This window comes from Sphingomonas sp. (assembly GCF_036731925.1).
Taxonomy (GTDB): domain Bacteria; phylum Pseudomonadota; class Alphaproteobacteria; order Sphingomonadales; family Sphingomonadaceae; genus Sphingomonas.
The window spans coordinates 1-19,402 of the sequence record NZ_DAINDJ010000004.1; the positions used below are offsets into that span (position 1 = coordinate 1).

General features: G+C 66.3%; 16 protein-coding genes. 5 read left to right on the plus strand and 11 right to left on the minus strand.

Going from position 1 to position 19,402, the window contains the following annotated elements; translation table 11 throughout:
* Nucleotides 1-209 precede the first annotated feature (209 nt).
* Both V7E00_RS18675 and V7E00_RS18680 read left to right on the plus strand, forming a co-directional pair.
* Entirely contained in the window at nucleotides 210-1,796 is a 1,587-nt protein-coding gene (locus V7E00_RS18675; RefSeq protein ID WP_333574167.1) for an MFS transporter, read from the plus strand.
* 10 nt (nucleotides 1,797-1,806) lie between these two features.
* The gene (locus tag V7E00_RS18680) at nucleotides 1,807-2,832 is read left to right on the plus strand and encodes an alanine racemase (RefSeq protein WP_333574168.1); all 1,026 of its coding nucleotides are present in this window, start codon (nucleotides 1,807-1,809) and stop codon (nucleotides 2,830-2,832) included.
* Nucleotides 2,833-2,883: 51 nt separating this feature from the next.
* Here the strand turns inward: V7E00_RS18680 and V7E00_RS18685 are convergent, their stop codons facing one another.
* The 3 genes from V7E00_RS18685 to V7E00_RS18695 all read right to left on the minus strand — a co-directional run bounded on the left by V7E00_RS18685 (nucleotide 2,884) and on the right by V7E00_RS18695 (nucleotide 9,279).
* On the minus strand, nucleotides 2,884-6,687 hold the full coding sequence (locus V7E00_RS18685) for a TonB-dependent receptor domain-containing protein (protein WP_333574169.1): 3,804 nt from the start codon (nucleotides 6,685-6,687) through the stop codon (nucleotides 2,884-2,886).
* 395 nt (nucleotides 6,688-7,082) lie between these two features.
* On the minus strand, nucleotides 7,083-8,258 hold the full coding sequence (locus tag V7E00_RS18690) for an acetyl-CoA C-acetyltransferase (protein ID WP_333574170.1): 1,176 nt from the start codon (nucleotides 8,256-8,258) through the stop codon (nucleotides 7,083-7,085).
* Between the two features lie 28 nt (nucleotides 8,259-8,286).
* Nucleotides 8,287-9,279: an alpha/beta fold hydrolase gene (locus V7E00_RS18695; RefSeq protein WP_333574171.1), complete on the minus strand. Its 993-nt coding sequence runs from the start codon at nucleotides 9,277-9,279 to the stop codon at nucleotides 8,287-8,289.
* An 89-nt stretch (nucleotides 9,280-9,368) separates the two neighbouring features.
* Here V7E00_RS18695 and phaR point away from each other — a divergent pair, with 89 nt between their 5' ends.
* Both phaR and V7E00_RS18705 read left to right on the plus strand, forming a co-directional pair.
* Nucleotides 9,369-9,947, plus strand: coding sequence for a polyhydroxyalkanoate synthesis repressor PhaR (phaR, locus tag V7E00_RS18700; protein ID WP_333574172.1), 579 nt, complete (start codon nucleotides 9,369-9,371; stop codon nucleotides 9,945-9,947).
* Nucleotides 9,948-10,010: 63 nt separating this feature from the next.
* The gene (locus tag V7E00_RS18705; protein WP_333574173.1) at nucleotides 10,011-10,550 is read left to right on the plus strand and encodes a DUF6882 domain-containing protein; all 540 of its coding nucleotides are present in this window, start codon (nucleotides 10,011-10,013) and stop codon (nucleotides 10,548-10,550) included.
* A gap of 48 nt (nucleotides 10,551-10,598) precedes the next feature.
* Here the strand turns inward: V7E00_RS18705 and V7E00_RS18710 are convergent, their stop codons facing one another.
* Entirely contained in the window at nucleotides 10,599-11,411 is an 813-nt protein-coding gene (locus V7E00_RS18710) for a class I SAM-dependent methyltransferase (protein WP_333574174.1), read from the minus strand.
* A 51-nt stretch (nucleotides 11,412-11,462) separates the two neighbouring features.
* On the opposite strand from V7E00_RS18710, the gene V7E00_RS18715 reads away from it, so the two are divergent.
* Nucleotides 11,463-11,648 (plus strand): hypothetical protein, encoded by a 186-nt coding sequence (locus tag V7E00_RS18715; RefSeq protein ID WP_333574175.1) that lies wholly within the window; start codon nucleotides 11,463-11,465, stop codon nucleotides 11,646-11,648.
* Nucleotides 11,649-11,674: 26 nt separating this feature from the next.
* Here V7E00_RS18715 and V7E00_RS18720 read toward each other — a convergent pair whose 3' ends face one another.
* The 7 genes from V7E00_RS18720 to V7E00_RS18750 all read right to left on the minus strand — a co-directional run bounded on the left by V7E00_RS18720 (nucleotide 11,675) and on the right by V7E00_RS18750 (nucleotide 19,201).
* The gene (locus V7E00_RS18720) at nucleotides 11,675-13,228 is read right to left on the minus strand and encodes a CpaF family protein (RefSeq protein ID WP_333574176.1); all 1,554 of its coding nucleotides are present in this window, start codon (nucleotides 13,226-13,228) and stop codon (nucleotides 11,675-11,677) included.
* Between the two features lie 134 nt (nucleotides 13,229-13,362).
* The gene (locus V7E00_RS18725; protein ID WP_264607275.1) at nucleotides 13,363-13,614 is read right to left on the minus strand and encodes an ATP synthase F1 subunit epsilon; all 252 of its coding nucleotides are present in this window, start codon (nucleotides 13,612-13,614) and stop codon (nucleotides 13,363-13,365) included.
* Nucleotides 13,615-13,765: 151 nt separating this feature from the next.
* Nucleotides 13,766-15,238: a F0F1 ATP synthase subunit beta gene (atpD, locus tag V7E00_RS18730; protein ID WP_333574177.1), complete on the minus strand. Its 1,473-nt coding sequence runs from the start codon at nucleotides 15,236-15,238 to the stop codon at nucleotides 13,766-13,768.
* Nucleotides 15,239-15,265: 27 nt separating this feature from the next.
* Nucleotides 15,266-16,141 (minus strand): F0F1 ATP synthase subunit gamma, encoded by an 876-nt coding sequence (locus V7E00_RS18735; RefSeq protein ID WP_333574178.1) that lies wholly within the window; start codon nucleotides 16,139-16,141, stop codon nucleotides 15,266-15,268.
* A 14-nt stretch (nucleotides 16,142-16,155) separates the two neighbouring features.
* Nucleotides 16,156-17,685 carry a F0F1 ATP synthase subunit alpha gene (gene atpA, locus V7E00_RS18740; protein ID WP_333574179.1) on the minus strand — a complete coding sequence of 510 codons (1,530 nt, stop codon included), beginning with the start codon at nucleotides 17,683-17,685 and terminating at the stop codon, nucleotides 16,156-16,158.
* A gap of 12 nt (nucleotides 17,686-17,697) precedes the next feature.
* Nucleotides 17,698-18,252, minus strand: a complete 555-nt coding sequence (locus V7E00_RS18745) for a F0F1 ATP synthase subunit delta (RefSeq protein ID WP_333574180.1) — start codon at nucleotides 18,250-18,252, stop codon at nucleotides 17,698-17,700.
* A gap of 235 nt (nucleotides 18,253-18,487) precedes the next feature.
* Nucleotides 18,488-19,201: a PEPxxWA-CTERM sorting domain-containing protein gene (locus V7E00_RS18750; protein WP_333574181.1), complete on the minus strand. Its 714-nt coding sequence runs from the start codon at nucleotides 19,199-19,201 to the stop codon at nucleotides 18,488-18,490.
* Nucleotides 19,202-19,402: the final 201 nt, after the last annotated feature.

Sequence of the window (19,402 nt, forward strand, 5' to 3'; positions counted from 1 at the left end):
CAGCATCCTCGCGGCGGCGATGCGGGCGAACGCCCCCTTCCCCACGCCCTCCGGAAGCGCGTTGCGGCCCCCGCCGCATGCCTGTTCGCCACATTGCACAATTGTTTCCAATTCGCAACGAGGTGCGGCTGCGGGACCGTGGCCGTTCCGCTCGACGCGTGATGCAAATCCTGTAGAAACGGCGGCAAACACCGGGAGGAACACAGGGGATGACGGAAGCGGTTTGCGCGCCGAGCGCCCGCGAGATGCGCATGGTGATCGGCGCTTCGTCGCTGGGAACGGTCTTCGAATGGTATGATTTCTTCATCTGGGGCACGCTGACCGCCACCGGCATCCTGGGCCGCACCTTCTTCCCCTCGGGCAACGAGACGCTGGCGACCCTGCTCTCCTGGGCCACCTTTGCGGTCGGCTTCGGCTTCCGGCCGCTGGGTGCGGTGGTGTTCGGCTTCCTCGGTGACCGGATGGGGCGCAAATACACCTTCCTCGTCACCATCGCGGTGATGGGCCTGGCCACCGCCGGCATCGGCCTGATCCCGAGCTACAGGGAGATCGGGGCGACCGCGCCGATCCTGATCCTGGCGCTGCGGGTGGCGCAGGGCCTGGCGTTGGGCGGCGAATATGGCGGGGCCGCGATCTTCGTGGCCGAGCATTCGCCGGAGGGCCGCGCCGGCTATCACACCAGCTTCATTCAGGCGAGCGTGGTCGGCGGCTTCATTCTCAGCCTCGCCGTGGTGCTGCTGTTCAAGTTCGCGGCGGCGGAGGTGTGGGAAGCCTGGGGCTGGCGGCTGCCCTTCCTCTTCTCGCTGGTGCTGCTCGCCATCTCGCTGTGGATGCGCTTTCGCCTGTCCGAAAGCCCGGTGTTCCGGGCAATGAAGGCGGCCGGCCAGACCGCGCGCAACCCCCTTGTCGAGAGCTTCACCTATCCCGGGAACAAGAAGCGCCTCTTCGTCGCGCTGTTCGGCATCGCCGCCGGGCTGACGGTGGTGTGGTATACCGCGATGTTCTCCGTGCTGGCCTTCCTCTCCGGCCCGATGCGGCTGGATCAGACGGCGGCGCAGCTGATCACCGGCGCGGGCGCGGTGATCGGCACCGGCTTCTTCGTGCTGTTCGGCCGGCTTTCGGACAAGGTCGGCCGCAAGCCGCCGATCGTGATCGGCTATGCGCTTACCCTGGTGCTGCTGTTCCCCTGCTTCTACGTGATCGGCAGCGCGGCCAATCCCGGCCTCGCCAAGGCGGCCCGCCGCCAGCCGGTGGTCGTCGCCGGGCCGAACTGCGCCTATGATCCGTTCGCCATCAGCCAGGCGGACGAGTGCGGGCGCATGCTCGACCATCTTTCCAAGCTGGGCGTCAGCTACAAGACGGCGAAGGCGCCATCGGTGGTGGTCACGATCGGCGGGCAGGTGGTGCCGCAGAACGCGCCCGCCGTGGTGGAGGCGGCGCTCAAGGACGCGGGCTATCGTTTCGATCGCATCGTGCCCGAGCCGATCGACATCGCGATGATCCTGGTCGCAATGACGGTGCTGATGGCGCTGTGCGGCGCTACCTATGGGCCGGTGGCGGCGCTGCTCAGCGAGATGTTCCCGACGCGCATCCGCTATTCGTCGATGTCGATCCCCTATCATATCGGCACGGGGTATTTCGGCGGCTTCCTGCCGTTCATCAGCCAGTATATCGTCGCGCGCACCGGCAATCCCTATGCGGGGCTGTGGTATACCTTCGCGGTGGTGGCGATGGCGCTGCTGGTGACGATACTCGGCCTGCGCGAGACGGTGGCGCTTCGCGGGCAGCAGCGCTAACCGGCAGGGGATGACTCAAGCTCCCCTGCGCCTTCGCCTCGATACCGCCGCCCTCGTCGCGAACTGGACGCTGCTGTCGCGGCTGAGCGGCAGTGCTGCCTGCGGCGCGGCGGTGAAGGCGAACGGCTACGGGCTTGGCGCGCGCGGCGTGGTGGAGCGGCTGGCCGCCGCCGGGTGCCGGGACTTCTTCGTGGCGACCTGGGCGGAGGCGCGGGCGCTCGCCGATCTCGGGGTAGCCCTCTCGGTACTGCACGGCGCGCGCGTCGAGGACATGGCCGATCGCCCGGGCAATGTGCGCCCGGTGCTGGCGAGCCCCGAACAGGTCGCGCGCTGGCGCGAGACCGGCGGGGGCACGTGCGACGTGATGGTCGACACCGGCATGAACCGGCTGGGAGTTTCCCCGCAGGCGGTGGCCGAGGGGCTGCTCGACGGCCTCGCAGTCGAGACGCTGATGAGCCACCTCGTCTCCGCCGACGAGGACGTGGCGCTGAACGCCCGCCAGCGCGATGCCTTCGCCGCGCTTGCCGGCCGCAGCCCGGCACGGCGGATGAGCCTTGCCAACAGTTCGGGGATCGCGCTGGGCGCGGACTATCATTTCGACCTCACTCGGCCGGGCATCGCGCTGTATGGCGGCCGCCAGCGCCGCGCGCACGACGCGATCCGTCAGGTGGTAACGCCCGAGGCGCAGATCCTTCAGCGGCGGCGCGTCAGCGCCGGCGAAACGATCGGCTACAACGCCACCTATGCCGCACCGCACGACATGGAAGTGGCGATCCTCAACCTCGGCTATGCCGACGGCTATCTGCGCTGCTTCTCGAACAAGGGGCGTGCGCATGCAGGAGATGCGGTGCTGCCGGTCGTCGGCCGCGTCTCGATGGACCTCACCGCGATCTGCGTCGATGCAGCACCGGATCTGGGCGAGGGCGATTGGGTGGCGATGGACTATGCCCTGCCGGAGACGGCGGCGCTGAGCGGCCTGTCGCAATATGAGCTGCTCACCGGGTTGAGCGCGCGGTTCGATCGCATCTGGGCATAAAGAAAGGGCCGCCCGGTGGGGCGGCCCTCGAAGGGTGTTCCGATCTTTCGATCAGAAGTTGGTCGTAACCGACAGCTGGAAGCGGCGGCCGATCTGGTCGTAATAATCGGCGAACTCGTAGCCGAGCTGGCCGACCGACGTCTGGTCGAGGATGTTCGACACGGTCGCCTGGATGCGGAAGTTCCTGTTCACCGACGCACCGACGGCGACGCTGACGTCGTTGACCGGCGAGTAGCGGTAATAGGGATACTGTTCCGTCGTCGCGACCAGACCGCTGACGAAGATGTTCGTCGCCGATTCGCGATACCAGGCGACCTGCCCGAACACGTTCTTGTGATCGTAGCGGATGCGCGCGGTGGTCTTGAGCTTCGGCCGCGACCGGCTGCCGGCGCTCGCTATCGTGTCGTCGAACTTGCCCGATGCCGAGCTGTCATAGGTGATCAGGTAATAGCCGTTCGCGTAGAGCTGCAGCTTGTCCGATCCGAAGTTCACCGAATAATCGAGCGACGCGTTGATCGCCTTCACCTTGATTGCCCCCAGGTTCAGGAAGCCGGCGCGATAGCCGTTCTGGAGCTGGAAGGCGCTGTCGCGCGAGAATTGCGCACAGGTGTTCAGGCCGACCGAGCCGGTGGTGTCCGGGTAGGTGGGGCTGTCATAGCAGGTCTGCAGGATCTGGCTGAGGCCCACCGGCACGATGGTATCGTCGACGCGGACGTCGAGATAATCGGCCGAGAGGTTCAGGCCGCGGATCCAGCGGGGGCGCAGCGCGACGCCGGCGATCCAGCTGGTGCCCTTTTCAGCGCGCAGGTTCGGCGCACCGGTATAGGTGCCCTGCAGGCCTGCACCCGCCGGGGTGTAGCTGGACAGGAAGCTGGTGGCCGATGCGTTGTCCGTGGCGTTGCCGTTGGCGATCACCGCCGCGATGCAGTTTGCGCGCCGGTTCTTCGGGAAGGAGCCCGAATCGATGTTGCCCTGGCTGCAATAGTCGGTCGGCGTGCTGAACACCGGCTGGCCGCCGAGGAACAGTTCGACGATCGACGGCTGGCGTACCGACTTGGTGTAGTTGCCGCGGAAGGTGATGTCGCGGATCGGACGCCACTGGCCCTCGAGCTTGTAGATCGAGTTCCACTTGCCGCTGGCCTTCGGCGTGACCACCGAGCCCGCGAGGCTGCGATAGGTCTGCGCCTCGCCATTCTGCTTGGTGAAGCGCCCGCCTGGCGTGAACGTCAGGTCGCCCAGGAACGGCAGGAACTCGCTGCTGGTGAGCGGCACCGACAGTTCGCCGCCGAACTCATAGGTCTTGGTGAACGCGTCGGTGCTCGCCGAGGGCGCCGAACGCGAGCGGCCGAGACGGTTTAGCTCGTTGGTGCTGAACGCCAGATGCTCGCGGCGATATTCGCCGGCGACGTTGAAAGCGAGTTCGCCCGCCGGCAGATCGAACAGACCGCCGCCGAGATTGGCGTTGAGGTAGGTCTGTTCGGAAAGATTGCGGAACAGCGACGGGCTGGTCACGTAATCCTTCGATTCCTGCGACATCTGGTTGTAGCCGAACGGATTGAGCGGCTTGCAGCTGTTGATCATGTCCTGCGTGATCGTCGGGGTGACGAGCACTTCGGTGGGCATGCCGTCCTTGCCCGCCACGCGGGTGATGTTCTCCGCAGTGCCGATCGGGGTCTTGCCCAGATACTGGTTGGGGTAGATCTGCGAGCGGCACATGATCTTGCCGTTCGCCAGGCCGGAGGTCTCCTGGCCCTGATCCACCGCGTCCAGCGCCAGCTGATATTCGATGTCGCCGATGCCGTAGCTGCGCGTGTTCTGCTTCGAGTTGCCGTAGGTGCCCGAAACTTCCGCGTTCCACGCCTTGCCCAGCAGCTCGAACTTGGCCTTCAGGCCGGCCGAGACGCGATAGGTCTCCTGGCGGTTGGTATAGGGGTTGGCGCCGAAGATGTCCTGGTTCTGGCGGGTGACCAGGAAGTTGCCCTTATTGGCCGCGTTCTGATTGATTCCGACCGAATCCAGCACGGCGCGGTTCGCCGCCGACAGATACGGGTTGTTGTAGTTGACCATCAGCGCCGCGTTTTCCTGCGTGTTGGCCAGGAAGTTCTGCGCGCCGGAGATGTTGCCGAGCGACCGGTTGAGAACATTGGCATACATGTTCTCGGTCCAGAAGGTCAGCGAGTCGTTGATCTTGAAGTTGGCGTTGCCGTTGAAGACGTAGCGGTCCTGCTGGGTGCGCAGCACCGTGTTCTCCAGGCTGCGACGGAAGCCGCCATTGCCGCCCGCCGCCGAGCCGATCGTGATCGGCATCGCGCCGGTGATCGGGCCGGAGAAGGTGTAGGGCCGCAGCACGCCGGCGTCGGTGAACTCCAGCGGCACCGCGACATAGGGCAGCACCTGGTTCACCGGCACCTGCACGGTGGTGCCGTTCACCTTCACGTTGACCAGCGAGGTATCGGTGTTGGCGACCCGCGGCACGTCCGGCGCGAAGGTGCCGAGGAAGTAGTTCAGGTTGACGTTCGGGTTGGCCGAGAGGAATTCGCGCGCGGTGAAGCGGTTCGCCTGCAGCAGGTTCACGGCGAGCAGGCTCTGCTGGGCTGCCGTAGAACCGGTCGGCGCCGTCACGCCATAGGCTGCGAGCACCTGAGCTGCGGTAACGTTGGTCGGCAGCGCGGTGGGCGCGAAGGTGGTGAACGGGACGTTGGTCGCCTGGGTGGTGCGGCCGTTCAGGCCGTTGCCGCTCAGATTGCCGATCGGCGTCCCATTATTGTAGCTCAGCCCCACGCCGGGCGTGCCCGGAATCGCCTGGGCGCTGGTGACCCAGTAGCCGTTGTTGCTGGTGCTGATCGTCGTGCGCGCGCCCGAGGCGTTGGTCGCGTTGATCGCGAAGCCGACGGGTGCGAGGCCGTTCGCGAAGGTGATATAGTTGCTGGTCCGCAGCGCCGCGCCGGTGCCCGAGGTGATCGGGGTGTAGGTCGGGTAGAAGCTGGTGCTGTTCACATTCAGCACGGTGCCCGGGTTGCTCAGCGTCTGGGTTACCAAACCGAAGCCGTACAGCGACGAAGGCTGGCCGTCGTCCGAGGCGCGCAGGAAGGCGCCGTTGTTGGCGCCGGTCACGTCGATCAGCGCGGTGCCGGTGAAGTTCGGGTTGCGCACACCGCCGTTGAACGGGTTGGTATAGCTGCCGGCGCGCACGTTGCGGAAGTTGCGCGCGACCGCCTGAAGGCCGTCGTTGCGGCTGTATTCGCCGGAGACCGTCACATTGGCGCGATCGCCCAGGAAGTTCCAGCCGGCGACGCCGCTGAGCTGGTACTGGCCCGAATCGCCACGCGTCGTCATGCCGCCGCGTGCGTTAAGGCGGTAGCCCTGAAAGTCGGTCTTGAGGATATAGTTCACCACGCCCGCGATCGCGTCCGCACCATAGACGGCGGAGCCGCCGGCGGTGACGATGTCGATCCGGTCGATCAGCGACGACGGAATGGCGTTCACGTCCACCTGGCTGCCCGTCTCGTTGCCGGCGACGAACAGCGAGGCCGAGTTGCCGGAGACGAAGCGGCGGCCGTTGACCAGCGTCAGCGTGCGCGCGGTGCCGAGATCAAGCAGGTCGACGAAGGCGGCGCCGAGGCTGGCCGTCTGGCCGCCATTGTTGCCGTTGAGCGGGCTGGCGCCGGCCCCCACCAGCGGAATGTCCTGCAGTGCTTCGAGCACGTTGGTGAAGCCGCGCGTGTCGATCGTGTCGGCGCGGATCTGCACGCCGGGGAGCGCGCCTTCATATTCGGGACGCGCGATTCGCGAGCCGGTGACGACGACCGTCTGCTGATCTTCGGCCGGAATGTTGACGCGGTCGTTCCGCTGCACGCCAGTGGCGGTTTGCGCGGAATCCGTAGCGGCAGTCTGTGCAAAACTAGCGACCGGAAACAACAGGGAAATGCTGGCAAGCGCAGACGCTCCCAGCCAACGGGATTGTTTCATGATTTTTGCCCCACCAGGCGGAATGCCTGATGGCGCGATTTCACGATATTGCGCACTAAAATTACAATAGGGGTTCGGAACATTGCCGCAGAATGAAAGCGGCTGTGGCAATATTGTTACACACGTTGCAACTATGTGTCCATTAACCCGTCGTTCAGGAAACTTTTGAAGGGGCGTGGAAGCAGCGTCCGCTGATAAATCAGGCATGCCGGCCAGCTGAACAAAAAAAGGGCCGGAGACTCAGCTCCGGCCCTCCTGCAATCGCTTGAAGGAAGATAGGATCAGTCGCGCTCGACGCAGAGCGCGATGCCCATGCCGCCGCCGATGCACAGCGTCGCCAGGCCCTTCTTGGCGTCGCGCTTGCCCATCTCGTGGATCAGCGTGGTGAGGATGCGCGCGCCCGATGCGCCGATCGGGTGGCCGATCGCGATTGCGCCGCCGTTGACGTTCACCTTGTCCGCGTCCCAGCCCAGTTCCTTGCCGACCGACAATGCCTGCGCGGCGAAGGCTTCATTGGCTTCGATCAGGTCGAGATCGGCGACGGTCCAGCCGGCCTTTTCCAGCGCCTTGCGGCTGGCGGTGACCGGGCCGATGCCCATCACCGACGGATCCACCCCGGTGCTCGCCCAGCTCTTGATCGTGGCGAGGATCGGCGCGCCGCGCTTCTCGGCTTCCTCCCGGCTCATCAGCACCAGCGCCGCGGCGCCGTCGTTGAGGCCCGAGGCATTGGCGGCGGTGACGGTGCCGTCCTTCTTGAAGGCCGGCTTGAGGCCCGACACGCCATCGACCGTCGCACCGGCACGGATATATTCGTCGTCGGCGACGATCGTCTCGCCCTTGCGGGTCTTGATCGTCACCGGCGCGATCTCGTCCTTGAAGCGGCCGTCGGCGCGGGCCTTCTCCGCAAGGTTCTGCGAGCGGACGGCGAAGCTGTCCTGCTCGACGCGCGTCACCTGATATTGCTCGGCAAGGTTCTCCGCCGTGATACCCATGTGATAGCCATTGAACACATCGGTCAGGCCGTCCTTGATCATCGTGTCGACGAGGCTCAGGTCGCCCATCTTGGTGCCGGGGCGCAGCGACTGGGCGTGCGGGCTCATTGACATCGATTCCTGGCCGCCCGCGACAATGATCGTCGCATCGCCGTTGCGGATCGACTGGAAGCCGAGCGCCACTGCGCGGAGGCCCGAACCGCAGACCTGCTGCACGCTCCATGCCGGCACTTCCTTGGGGACGCCGGCGTTCATCGAGGCCTGGCGGGCCGGGTTCTGGCCCTGTGCGGCCGTGAGCACCTGGCCCAGGATAACTTCAGAGACCTCCTCGCCCTTGACGCCCGCTTCGGCAAGCGCGGCCTCGATCGCGACGCGGCCCAGCTCGTGCGCGGGGGTAGCGGCGAAGGCGCCGAGGAAGCTGCCCACCGGGGTACGCTTGGCGGCGGTGATCACGACGTCGGTCATGCTGGTCTCCTGGGAGTGTGTTTGCCGGCTATCTAGTGCACCGCAACGCAGTTAACCAGTGGGCCAGCGGTTCCCACACCGCCTTGCGCGCCCGGCCGCCGACGATCATGCCGACATGGCCCAGCGCCATCTCGCGCACCTCGCCCAGCCGCGCGGCGCTGGCCGCCGGCACGATGCGATCGGTGGTGGAGACGAGCGAGAGCATGGGGATGTCCAGGCTCTCCGGCCGCACCACCGCGCCCGCCACCTCCCAGCGGCCGCGGCCGGGCAGGTCGGCGGAGAGGAAGTCGTCGAACAGCTGGCGGCCGGTGGCGAAGGTCAGCGGCGCGCCGGCATTGGCCCAATCCTCCAGCGCGATGAAGGCCCGCGCTTCGGGATGGTTGGCGCGCAAACGGCCGAATCGCTCATATTTCAGGATCGTGCGGCGGGGATCGAGCTGCCAGAACCCGGCCTGCAGCACCTCCATCGGCACCAGCCCCAGCCGCTCACAGGTGGGATAGGCCTGGTCCCAAAGCGCCGCGAAGCCCTCGAGCGCCGCGCCATAGCCGGCGAAATGCCACGGTGCGGCGATCGTCACCAGGCCCGCGGCCTCGGTCGCCTGCGCCGCAGCAACCGCCATCGTGCCGCCCAGGCAATAGCCCGCCAGCACCGGGGGACGGCGCAACTGGCGGAGCAGGGGCAGCAGCAGCTGTTCGACATGGCCGTTGACGTCCAGCCCGGCCTCGTCCCGCTCGGGGCTTCCCCAGTCGACCAGCAACGGTCGCACGCCCTGACGCGCAAGCCAGCGCAGCAGCGAATTGCCGCGTGCCAGGTCCAGCACCAGCGGTGGGTTGATCAGCGAGGGAACGAACACCACCGGCTGCCCATGCCCGCCATAATCGCGCAGCACCGCGCGACCGGCGCGCGCGAGGATCGGCTTTTCCGGCCGCGGCTTCGGGCGCGGCGCGCGCTGATAGGCGGCGAGGCCCGTCAGCGCCGCCGCACGCTTTTCGGGCGATGCTGCCGTTTCGTTGCGCAGCATTGCAAGAAAAAGCGGCAAAGGACGTGGTCCGTGTTGCGGCGCGTCAGAAACTGTTGTTAGGTGCGCATCTGTCACGTGCGGGGGTTCCCATGAAGAAAGCTGCACCTGGAAGCGGGCCGGTCATCATCAAGAAATACGCGAACCGCCGCCTCTACAATACCGAGACTTCGTCCTACATCACGCTCGAGCATCTCGCAGCGATGACGCGCGAAGGCCGCGACTTCAAGGTCGTCGACGCCAAGAGCGAGGAGGACATCACCCACAACGTCCTCACCCAGATCATCATGGAGGAGGAAGCGCGCGGGCAGACCATGCTGCCGGTCAACTTCCTGCGTCAGCTGATCTCGCTGTACGGCGATTCGATGCAGGCGATGGTCCCGGGCTATCTCGAGGCCTCGATGGACAGCTTCCGGCGCAACCAGGAGCAGTTCAAGTCGGCGGTCGAGGGCGCCTTCGCCAATTCGCCCTTTGCGGAGATCGCCAAGCGCAACATGGCGATGTTCGAGGCGGCGGCGAGCGCGTTCCAGCCCGGCGGCGCGGCGAATCCGGCTCCGGGGGCTGCGCCTGCGGCGGCCCCGGCACCTGCGGAATCGAGCGACGGTGACGTCTCGGCGCTGAAGGCCGAGCTCGCGCGACTCCAGGAAAAGATCGAGAAGCTGGGGAAGTAAGGGCATCGCGGACCGGGCGCGGCGCGCACCGGACCGCGCAGGCCTGGGTTCGGAGGTGCGGACATGACGCTGTGGCTCAGTGCGCTGGCAACGCTTCTGATCGGCGCCCCGGCCGTGCCGGAGGACCCGCAGGAGCGGGTCCATCAATCTAGGGAACTGGTTTTCGCCAGGGCCAGGGAAGAAATCGCCCTCAAGACCGACATCTTCCAGCACACGGTGGGGCAAGATGCGTTCGACTGGAGCGTGGACCTCGACAAGGGCGTGATCGCGTTCACCTCCGCCAGCTCTGTTGCGAGCGCGCCGGTTCAGGTCATCGGCACCTATAACACCCGCGACGGCACGTTTCTCTGGGCGTGGGATCATCCCTCGATCCCGGAAAGTCGGCGCGCAGACGCGAAGCTCGCGCGGCAATTTGGGCAATTGCAGGGGCTCTCCCAGTACACCACGCGCAAGCTGTCCTGTACCGAAGCCGAGGCGTGGCAATTCACCGCGGTGGCCGCATACCTGGCCGGTGCAACGGGCACGTATCGCGGTAAATCCGGGGCAACGCTGGTCTACATGACCTTCGGGGCCGTTACGGTCGCTCCGAGGAAGCAGCCTTAGGATCGCCGCTGCACCATCCGCGGCAGACAGATGGCGCAGGGCGCTTCGTCACGGCTTGCGGAACTTGAGCGTCATGCGGTCGCTCTCGCCGATCGCGGCATATTTGGCGCGGTCCTGATCCTTCAGCGCATAGGTGGGCGGCAGGGTCCACACGCCGTTCGGCCAGTCGGCAGTGTCCGCCTTGTTGGCGTTTACTTCCGATGCGCCGACGAACTTGAAGCCCGCCGCCTCTGCCAGCCGGCGGACGGTCGAGACCTTGATATAGCCGCTCTTGGTCTCGCGCTCCTCGCTGGCGCTCTCCGGCAGGCGATGGTCCTCGATGCCCAGCGTGCCGCCCTTCTTGAGCATGGCGTACATCTGCTTGAAGGCTTCCGGCGAATAATCCTGCCCGCTCTGCTGATAGCCCATCCGCCAGTTGTGGACGTTGCGGAAGGTGAGCACGACGTCCGCCGTGCCGTCGGGCACCTTGGCCTGGCCCGCCGCGGCGGGGAAGCTGACGACGCGGATCGGGCCATAGAGCGCCGCGTCCTTTGCCTTCAGCGCCTCGATGCCCTTGGCGTTGCCGCTCGGCACCGCGGCGTACAGCGTGCCCTTGCCCTTGGTGAGCGGCGCGAGGATTTCGGTGTACCAGCCGCCGCTCGGCCAGATCTCGACCACCGTGTCCCCGGGCTTCACTCCGAAAAAGGCCAGCGTTTCGGCGGGGTGGCGATATTTGTCGCGGGCCGTATTGGCGGGCGAACGGCTCGGGGCGGCAACCGCGCTCTCGATCGCCTGGCGAAGCGATGCGGGTTGCTGCGCAGCAACGCTGGCGACGGCGGCGAGGGTGGTGACGGCGGCGACGGCGATAAGACGATGGCGCATTGGCAATGGCTCCCTGCTATCCGGGCGCGACTGTGACGCAACAGGATGACGATGCAACTACAATTCTGGATAGCAGCAGGGGTGGCGCTGCTGATCGCGATCGTGGCGGGGGTGGCCGAGCATCGCCGGCGCAAGCGGCGGGACCTGGAGCGGGTCGGTTGGGTGCCGTGGATGGCGATCCAGATGGCGGGCCTGTTCGCCGCGCTGGTGCTGGCCAGCGTGGCGCTGCACGCCTGACGTCCGTCCCGCAGGCGGAGGGTGGGTTAGAGGCACGCCTCCAGCAGCGCCTGGTCGAAGCCGAACTGCTTGGCCTTGTCGAGCGTGTAGGGACGCAGGCCCATCGAGCGATATTCGCCGATGATCTTCCCGTCGGTACCCTCGTCGAGATATTCGAACTTGAACAGCTCCTGGGTGACGATCACCGGGCCTTCCATGCCGATCACCTCGGTGATGTTGGTAACCCGGCGGCTGCCGTCGCGCAGGCGCTTCACCTGGATGATCAGGTCCACCGAATCGGCGATCTGGCGGCTGATGGCTTCCTTGGGCACCTTGATGTCCGACATCATCACCATGTTCTCCATGCGCGCCAGCGCCTCGCGGGGGCTGTTCGAGTGGAGGGTGCACATCGAGCCGTCGTGACCGGTGTTCATCGCGGCGAGCATGTCGAAACACTCGGCGCCGCGGATTTCGCCCAGAATGATGCGATCCGGCCGCATGCGCAGCGCGTTCTTGACGAGATCACGGATCGAGATTTCGCCCTGGCCTTCCAGATTGGCCGGCCGCGTTTCCAGCGGCAGCCAGTGCGGCTGCTGCAGCTGAAGCTCTGCGGCGTCCTCGATCGTCAGCACGCGCTCGCCCGGGTCGATCATTTTCGAGATGGCGTTGAGCATCGTCGTCTTGCCCGAGCCCGTGCCGCCCGAGACGACGATGTTGAACCGGCTGGCGCCGGCGATCTTGAGCGCCGTTGCCATCTTCTCGGACATCGATCCGCCCTTGGCCATCATGTCCAGCGTGATCGGCTTGGCCGAGAATTTGCGGATGGAGATGGCGGTGCCGCGCAAGCTGAGCGGCGGGACGATCACATTGACGCGGCTGCCGTCCTTGAGGCGCGCGTCGGCCAGCGGGGTGGTCTGGTCGACGCGGCGGCCCACCGAGTTGCAGATGCGCTGTGCGATCTGGAACAGATGCTCCTCGTCGCGGAACTGGATGTTGGCGAGCTCGAGCTTGCCCTTGCGCTCGACATAGGTCTGCTCGGGACCGTTGACCATGATGTCGGTGATGGCTGCGTCGGCGAGCAATTCCTCGAGCGGCCCGAGCCCCAGGAGCTCGTCGACCAGCACCTTTTCCAGCGCGAATTGCTCGCGCCGGTTGAGGGTCAGCTTCAGCTCGGCGAGCACTTCGCCGATGATCGGGCGGAATTCCTCCGCCAGCTCGTCCTTGGTCAGCGTCGCCGCGGCCTCCGGATCGACGCGCTCCAGCAGGCGCGGCAGCACCTGTTCCTTGATCCGGTGGATCGAGGCCTCGAAGCCCTCGTTGCGCGAGCTGCCCTGGTCCGCAGGGGCGGCCTGCCGGTCGGCGAGCCGCTGCATCGCATCGGCACTGGCGGCGCTGGGGCCCAGCGGATCGCGCTCGAGCATCGGGTCGGCGAGATGCTGGCCGGGGAGGGGAACGGAATCGAGCGGCGGGAACTGCTCGCCGCCCAGTGGCAAGGGCTCCGCGCGCTGGAAGCCGCCGCCTTGCATCGGCCGCGCGACTCCGAAGGCGGGGCGCCCTCCGGACCCGCTTCCTATGCCGCCACGACGCCCGAACGCGCTCATTGACCCTTCAGTCCTCCTGGAAAGCCTGAGGACTAAAGGAGAAGCCTTGCGATTTGGCTAACTATGCGGAGGCCCCAAACGCAAACAGCCCCGCTTGCGCGGGGCTGTTGCAGGCCAGCGGCGATAGGCCGGGCTTATTCGGCGCGTTCGGCCAGCACGGTGAGGCCGCGCTCGTTGACCTCGGCGAAACCGCCTTCGACGCGGATCAGCTCGGGCGTGGTCGCACCGGCCTTGTAGAGCTCGATATTGCCGTCGCGGATGGTCGACATGATCGGCGCATGGCCTTCGAGCACGCCGAAATCGCCCTCGCTGCCGGGGACGACGACCATGTGAACCTCTTCCGAGCGGACGAGACGTTCCGGGGTGACGAGTTCGAAGTGCAGCATCTCGGTTCTTCCTGAGCCCCTCCTCCTTAGGGGAGGGGTTGGGGTGGGGGACGCCGCCCCCGACGTCGGTATTGGCTGGGGCCACAGGACGCTCGCTTCGCTCGCGCCCCACCCCCAACCCCTCCCTGAAGGGGAGGGGCTTTAGGTAGGCTTACGCCTCGTCGGCGAGCTTCTTGGCCTTGGCGATCGCATCCTCGATGCCGCCGACCATGTAGAAGGCCGCCTCCGGCAGATGGTCATACTCACCGTCGACCACCGCCTTGAACGAGCGCACCGTGTCTTCCAGCTGCACGAAGGCGCCCGGAATGCCGGTGAACACTTCGGCGACGTGGAACGGCTGGCTGAGGAAGCGCTGGATCTTGCGGGCGCGGGCGACGGTCAGCTTATCCTCTTCGGAAAGCTCGTCCATGCCCAGGATCGCGATGATGTCCTGCAGCGACTTGTACTTCTGCAGGATGGCCTGCACCGCGCGGGCCGTCTCGTAATGCTCCTGGCCGACGACGCGCGGCTCGAGCACGCGGCTGGTCGAGTCGAGCGGATCGACGGCCGGGTAGATGCCCAGCTCGGAGATGGCGCGGTTGAGCACGGTCGTCGCGTCCAGGTGGGCGAACGAGGTTGCCGGCGCCGGGTCGGTAAGATCGTCGGCGGGCACGTACACGGCCTGCACCGAGGTGATCGAACCCTTGTTGGTCGAGGTGATGCGCTCCTGCAGCGCGCCCATGTCGGTCGACAGGGTCGGCTGATAGCCCACCGCCGACGGAATACGGCCGAGCAGTGCCGACACTTCCGCACCCGCCTGGGTGAAGCGGAAGATGTTGTCGACGAAGAACAGCACGTCCTGGCCTTCGACGTCGCGGAAATATTCGGCGATCGTCAGGCCCGAGAGCGCGACGCGGGCACGGGCGCCCGGCGGCTCGTTCATCTGGCCATAAACCAGGGCAACCTTCGAGCCTTCGCTGATGGCGTTGCCGTCGGCGTCCTTGGCGATAACGCCGGCGTCGAGGAACTCGTGGTAGAGATCGTTGCCCTCACGGGTACGCTCGCCCACGCCTGCGAACACCGAGGTGCCGCCATGGCCCTTCGCGATGTTGTTGATCAGCTCCTGGATGAGCACGGTCTTGCCCACCCCGGCGCCGCCGAACAGGCCGATCTTGCCGCCCTTCGCGTACGGCGCGAGCAGGTCGATCACCTTGATGCCGGTGACGAGAATCGCGCTGTCGGTCGACTGGTCGATGAACTCGGGGGCCTTGGCGTGGATCGGCGCCTTGAGGTCGGTGCCCACGGGCCCACGCTCGTCAATCGGCTCGCCGACGACGTTGAGGATGCGGCCGAGCGTCGCCGGGCCCACCGGAACCTGGATCTGCGCGCCGGTGTCGGTCACGGTCTGGCCGCGGGTCAGGCCCTCGGTCGAGTCCATCGCGATGGTGCGGACGGTGTTCTCGCCCAGGTGCTGCGCGACCTCCAGAACCAGGCGCTGGCCGTTGTTCTGGGTCTCCAGCGCCGAAAGGATCGCGGGCAGGTTGTTGTCGAACGTCACGTCGACGACCGCGCCGATCACCTGGCTGATGCGGCCGACATTGTTGGTGCCCGTGGCCGGGCGGGTGTCTACAGCGGCGGTTGCCATCGTTGCTTTCCTTGCTTCGTGCAGCTTTTAGAGGGCTTCGGCGCCCGAAATGATTTCCACCAGCTCGGTCGTGATCGCGGCTTGGCGGGAACGGTTATACTGGATCGTCAGCTTGCTGATCAGGTCGCCGGCGTTGCGCGTGGCATTGTCCATCGCGGTCATCGATGCGCCCTGCTCGCTGGCCTGGTTCTCCAGCAGCGCCTTGAAGATCTGCACCGTCAGGTTGCGCGGCAGCAGATCGGCAAGGATCGTCTCTTCGTCGGGCTCATATTCCACCGCTGCACCCGAGCTCGCCACCGTGGTTTCGGGAACCGAGACCGGGATCAGCTGCTGCTCGGTCGGCTCCTGCGCCAGTGCCGAGCGAAAGTGCGAGTAGAACAGCGTCGCGACGTCGAACTCGCCCGCGAAGAAGCGGTCGGTCACGTCCTTGGCGATGGCGCGTGCCTCGTCATAGCCGGGGGTACGCACCGTCGTGGTGTCGTACTGGGCGACGATCATGCCGGGGAAGGTGCGGGCGATCACCGCGCGGCCCTTGCGGCCCACGAGGTAGAACTTCACCGTCTTGCCCTGGGCGATCAGCGTGCGCGCCTTGAGGATCGCCGCCTTGACGATGTTGGCGTTGAACGCGCCCGACAGGCCCTTGTCGCCATTGGCGACGAGCAGCAGGTGCGTGTCCGCCTTGCCGGTGCTGGCGAGGAGGCGGGGGGCGTTGTCGCTGGCCCCGACCTTGCTCGCCAGGCTGGCGACCACGCCTTCCAGGCGCTGCGCATAGGGACGCGCGGCTTCTGCGGCGGCTTGCGCCTTCCGCAGTTTCGCCGCCGCGACCATCTGCTTGGCCTTGGTGATCTTCTGGGTCGACTTGACCGAGGCGATCCGGCCCTTGAGTTCCTTGAGGCTGGCCATCCGGCGGCGGTCCCTTAGGCGAAGGTCTTGGTGAAGGCGTCGAGCACGGCCTTCACCTTGTCTCGCGTGCCGTTCTCGAACGCCTTGGTGTCGCGGATTTCCGCCAGCACCGCAGCGTGCTGCGAACGGAAGTGCGCGAGCATCGCGGCCTCGAAGCGGACCACGTCGTTCACCGCGACCTGGTCGAGATAGCCGTTGGTGCCGGCGAAGATCGAGATGGTCTGCTCTTCGAACGGCAGCGGGCTGAACTGCGGCTGCTTCAGCAGCTCGGTCAGGCGCGCACCACGATTCAGCAGCTTCTGGGTCGAGGCGTCGAGGTCCGAACCGAACTGCGCGAAGGCAGCCATTTCGCGATACTGGGCCAGCTCGAGCTTGATCGAGCCCGACACCTTCTTCATCGCCTTGGTCTGCGCCGACGAACCCACGCGCGACACCGAAAGGCCCACGTTGATCGCCGGGCGGATGCCCTGGTAGAACAGGTTGGTCTCGAGGAAGATCTGGCCGTCGGTGATCGAGATCACGTTGGTCGGGATGTAGGCCGACACGTCGCCTGCCTGGGTCTCGATGATCGGCAGCGCGGTCAGCGAGCCGTTGCCGTTCGCGTCGTTCATCTTCGCGGCGCGCTCGAGCAGGCGGCTGTGGAGATAGAACACGTCGCCCGGATAGGCTTCGCGGCCCGGCGGACGGCGGAGCAGCAGCGACATCTGGCGATAGGCGACGGCCTGCTTGGAGAGATCGTCATACACAATCACGGCGTGCATGCCGTTGTCGCGGAAGAACTCGCCCATCGCGCAGCCGGTGTAGGGCGCGAGGAACTGCAGCGGCGCGGGCTCCGACGCGGTCGCGGCGACGACGATCGAATACTCCATCGCGCCATTCTCTTCGAGCTGGCGGACGATCTGCGCGACGGTCGAGCGCTTCTGGCCAACGGCGACGTAGATGCAGAACAGCTTCTTCGTCTCGTCGTCCGAAGCGTTCGGGCCCTTCTGATTGATGAAGGTATCGATCGCGACGGCGGTCTTGCCGGTCTGGCGGTCACCGATGATCAGCTCGCGCTGGCCACGGCCGATCGGCACCAGGGCGTCGATCGCCTTCAGGCCGGTCTGCACGGGCTCGTGCACCGACTTGCGCGGGATGATGCCCGGGGCCTTCACTTCGACGCGGCGACGCTCGGTATATTCGATCGGGCCCTTGCCATCGATCGGGTTGCCGAGGCCGTCGACGACGCGGCCGAGCAGGCCCTTGCCGACGGGGACGTCCACGATCGTGCCGGTGCGCTTGACGGTGTCGCCCTCGCGGATCTCGGCGTCCGAGCCGAAGATCACGACGCCGACATTGTCGGCCTCGAGGTTGAGCGCCATGCCCTGCACGCCATTGGCGAATTCCACCATCTCACCGGCCTGGACATTGTCCAGCCCGTGGATGCGCGCGATGCCGTCGCCGACGGACAGCACCTGGCCGATTTCCGAAACCTGCGCTTCGGTGCCGAAATTGGCGATCTGGTCCTTGATGACCTTCGAGATTTCTGCGGCGCGGATATCCATCTTCTTGAGCCTTCAGCCTTTCATCGCGTGCGCGAGGGAGTTCAGTCGGGTCTTGATCGACGAATCGATCATCTGGCTGCCGATCTTCACGACCAGGCCGCCGAGCAGCGAGGGGTCCACCGACAGGTCGACCGAGACCTCGCGGCCGATACGGGTGCGCAGCTGCTGCTTGAGCGCGTCCACCTGGTCGGCATCGAGCGGGTGTGCCGAGGTCACTTCCGCCGTCGTCTCGCCGCGGTGGCTGGTGGCCAGCGCGCGGAAGGTGCGGATGATCGCCGGCAGCTGCGCCAGACGGCGGTTCTCGGCGAGCACGCCGAGGAACTTGGTCGTCGTCGCATCCAGGCCCATCGCGCCCGCCGCAGCGGCCACGGCCTTGCCGGCGGCCTGGCGGCCGATCAGCGGGCTGGTGGTCAGCGCCTTGAACTCGGGCGATTCGTCGAGCGCCGCTCGCACGGTCGCAAGGCTGGCTTCGACGGCCTCGATGGCCTTGGCGTCACGTGCCAGCTCGAACAGCGCGGTTGCGTAGCGTCCGCTTAGGCTGGCCTGAATACCGCCGGAATTCTCCACGCGATTCGTTTCCTCTCGGAGGGTCGGAAGTGACCCCATGCACAAAAGGGGGGCGACACAACCTGCGCCCCCGATGGGTTGCCGGGCTGCTAGCATCGCGGTGGAAGGGATGCAACCCGAGTCGCCGAAACGTCACACGCCCATTTCATGTTTGCGTTTCGGCGTGTCCGGACGCGTCCAAGAAAAAGGGCAGGCGAACGCGTCACCCGCCCGAAAATCATCGACATGGCCGGTGTCAGGCGACTCGGTAGGTCGCTGCCCGCCGCCGCCGGAACATGCCGCCGACCAGTGCGAAGCCGCCGATCATCGTCGCCCAGCTGGCCGGCTCGGGGACGGCGCTCAGGAATACCTGGCTCTGCTGGTCCTTCGAGAAGAGCAGCTGCAGCTTGTGGCCCGCAGTCGCGGTCCAGCCGCCGGTGGTGATCTGGGTGAGATAGCTATTGGCCAGCGCGCGCGCATCGTCGCTGTTGCCGCCGACCGTGTAGAACTGGCCGCCAGTGGTGTCATAGCTTCCGCCATGCTCGCTGATGATCTCCCATACCGCCAGCTGGGTGGCGGCGGAGATGGTCTTGCGGGCGAGCAGATCCTTTTCGCTGCCGAGCAGCAGATCGGAATGGGTGAGCAGGGTCAGCAGCTGTTGCTGGCGGGTGGTGTCGCTCAGCACCGCCGAAATGCCGGTGCGCTCGAAGCTGCCGGTGCCGATCGCGGTGAAGGCGTCGGCGCAATAAGTGAGGAAGTCGACCGTCTTGCCGTTTTCGGTGCCGGTGAACCGGAAGCGGCTCATGCCCGGCCAATAGCCGGTGAAGCCGGTGGGGGTGTAGACCATCTTGTCCGCGGCCAGATAGCCGGGATCGTCGTCATAGCCGGTGATCACCACCGTGGCATTGGCGGTTGCCGGCACCACCGCGCCGAGCGCCAGAGCTGCGGCCATCAGGGCATTGCGCATCATCGTCTGTTCCCACCTGTTGTGGGCATGAGCGCTAGCGGGTGCGCGGGGGACGCCGCCAGCTTATCGAAATTGGTGAATGGCCGGCTTTGGCACAGCCGTGCCGGGTTGGGACGGGTAGTCCTGCCCATACCTCAGAAGCGTCATCCCCGCGAAGGCGGGGATCCATTTGCCAGGACCATTCAGCTAGCGCCGGGCCGGTCC

Coding starts and splice junctions, on each gene's coding strand:
- V7E00_RS18675 (WP_333574167.1), top strand. CDS start 210: ATGACGGAAGCGGTTTGCGCGCCGAGCGCCCGCGAGATGCGCATGGTG.
- V7E00_RS18680 (WP_333574168.1), top strand. CDS start 1,807: ATGACTCAAGCTCCCCTGCGCCTTCGCCTCGATACCGCCGCCCTCGTC.
- V7E00_RS18690 (WP_333574170.1), bottom strand. CDS start 8,258: ATGACCGACGTCGTGATCACCGCCGCCAAGCGTACCCCGGTGGGCAGC.
- V7E00_RS18695 (WP_333574171.1), bottom strand. CDS start 9,279: ATGCTGCGCAACGAAACGGCAGCATCGCCCGAAAAGCGTGCGGCGGCG.
- phaR (WP_333574172.1), top strand. CDS start 9,369: ATGAAGAAAGCTGCACCTGGAAGCGGGCCGGTCATCATCAAGAAATAC.
- V7E00_RS18705 (WP_333574173.1), top strand. CDS start 10,011: ATGACGCTGTGGCTCAGTGCGCTGGCAACGCTTCTGATCGGCGCCCCG.
- V7E00_RS18710 (WP_333574174.1), bottom strand. CDS start 11,411: ATGCGCCATCGTCTTATCGCCGTCGCCGCCGTCACCACCCTCGCCGCC.
- V7E00_RS18715 (WP_333574175.1), top strand. CDS start 11,463: ATGCAACTACAATTCTGGATAGCAGCAGGGGTGGCGCTGCTGATCGCG.
- V7E00_RS18720 (WP_333574176.1), bottom strand. CDS start 13,228: ATGAGCGCGTTCGGGCGTCGTGGCGGCATAGGAAGCGGGTCCGGAGGG.
- V7E00_RS18725 (WP_264607275.1), bottom strand. CDS start 13,614: ATGCTGCACTTCGAACTCGTCACCCCGGAACGTCTCGTCCGCTCGGAA.
- atpD (WP_333574177.1), bottom strand. CDS start 15,238: ATGGCAACCGCCGCTGTAGACACCCGCCCGGCCACGGGCACCAACAAT.
- V7E00_RS18735 (WP_333574178.1), bottom strand. CDS start 16,141: ATGGCCAGCCTCAAGGAACTCAAGGGCCGGATCGCCTCGGTCAAGTCG.
- atpA (WP_333574179.1), bottom strand. CDS start 17,685: ATGGATATCCGCGCCGCAGAAATCTCGAAGGTCATCAAGGACCAGATC.
- V7E00_RS18750 (WP_333574181.1), bottom strand. CDS start 19,201: ATGATGCGCAATGCCCTGATGGCCGCAGCTCTGGCGCTCGGCGCGGTG.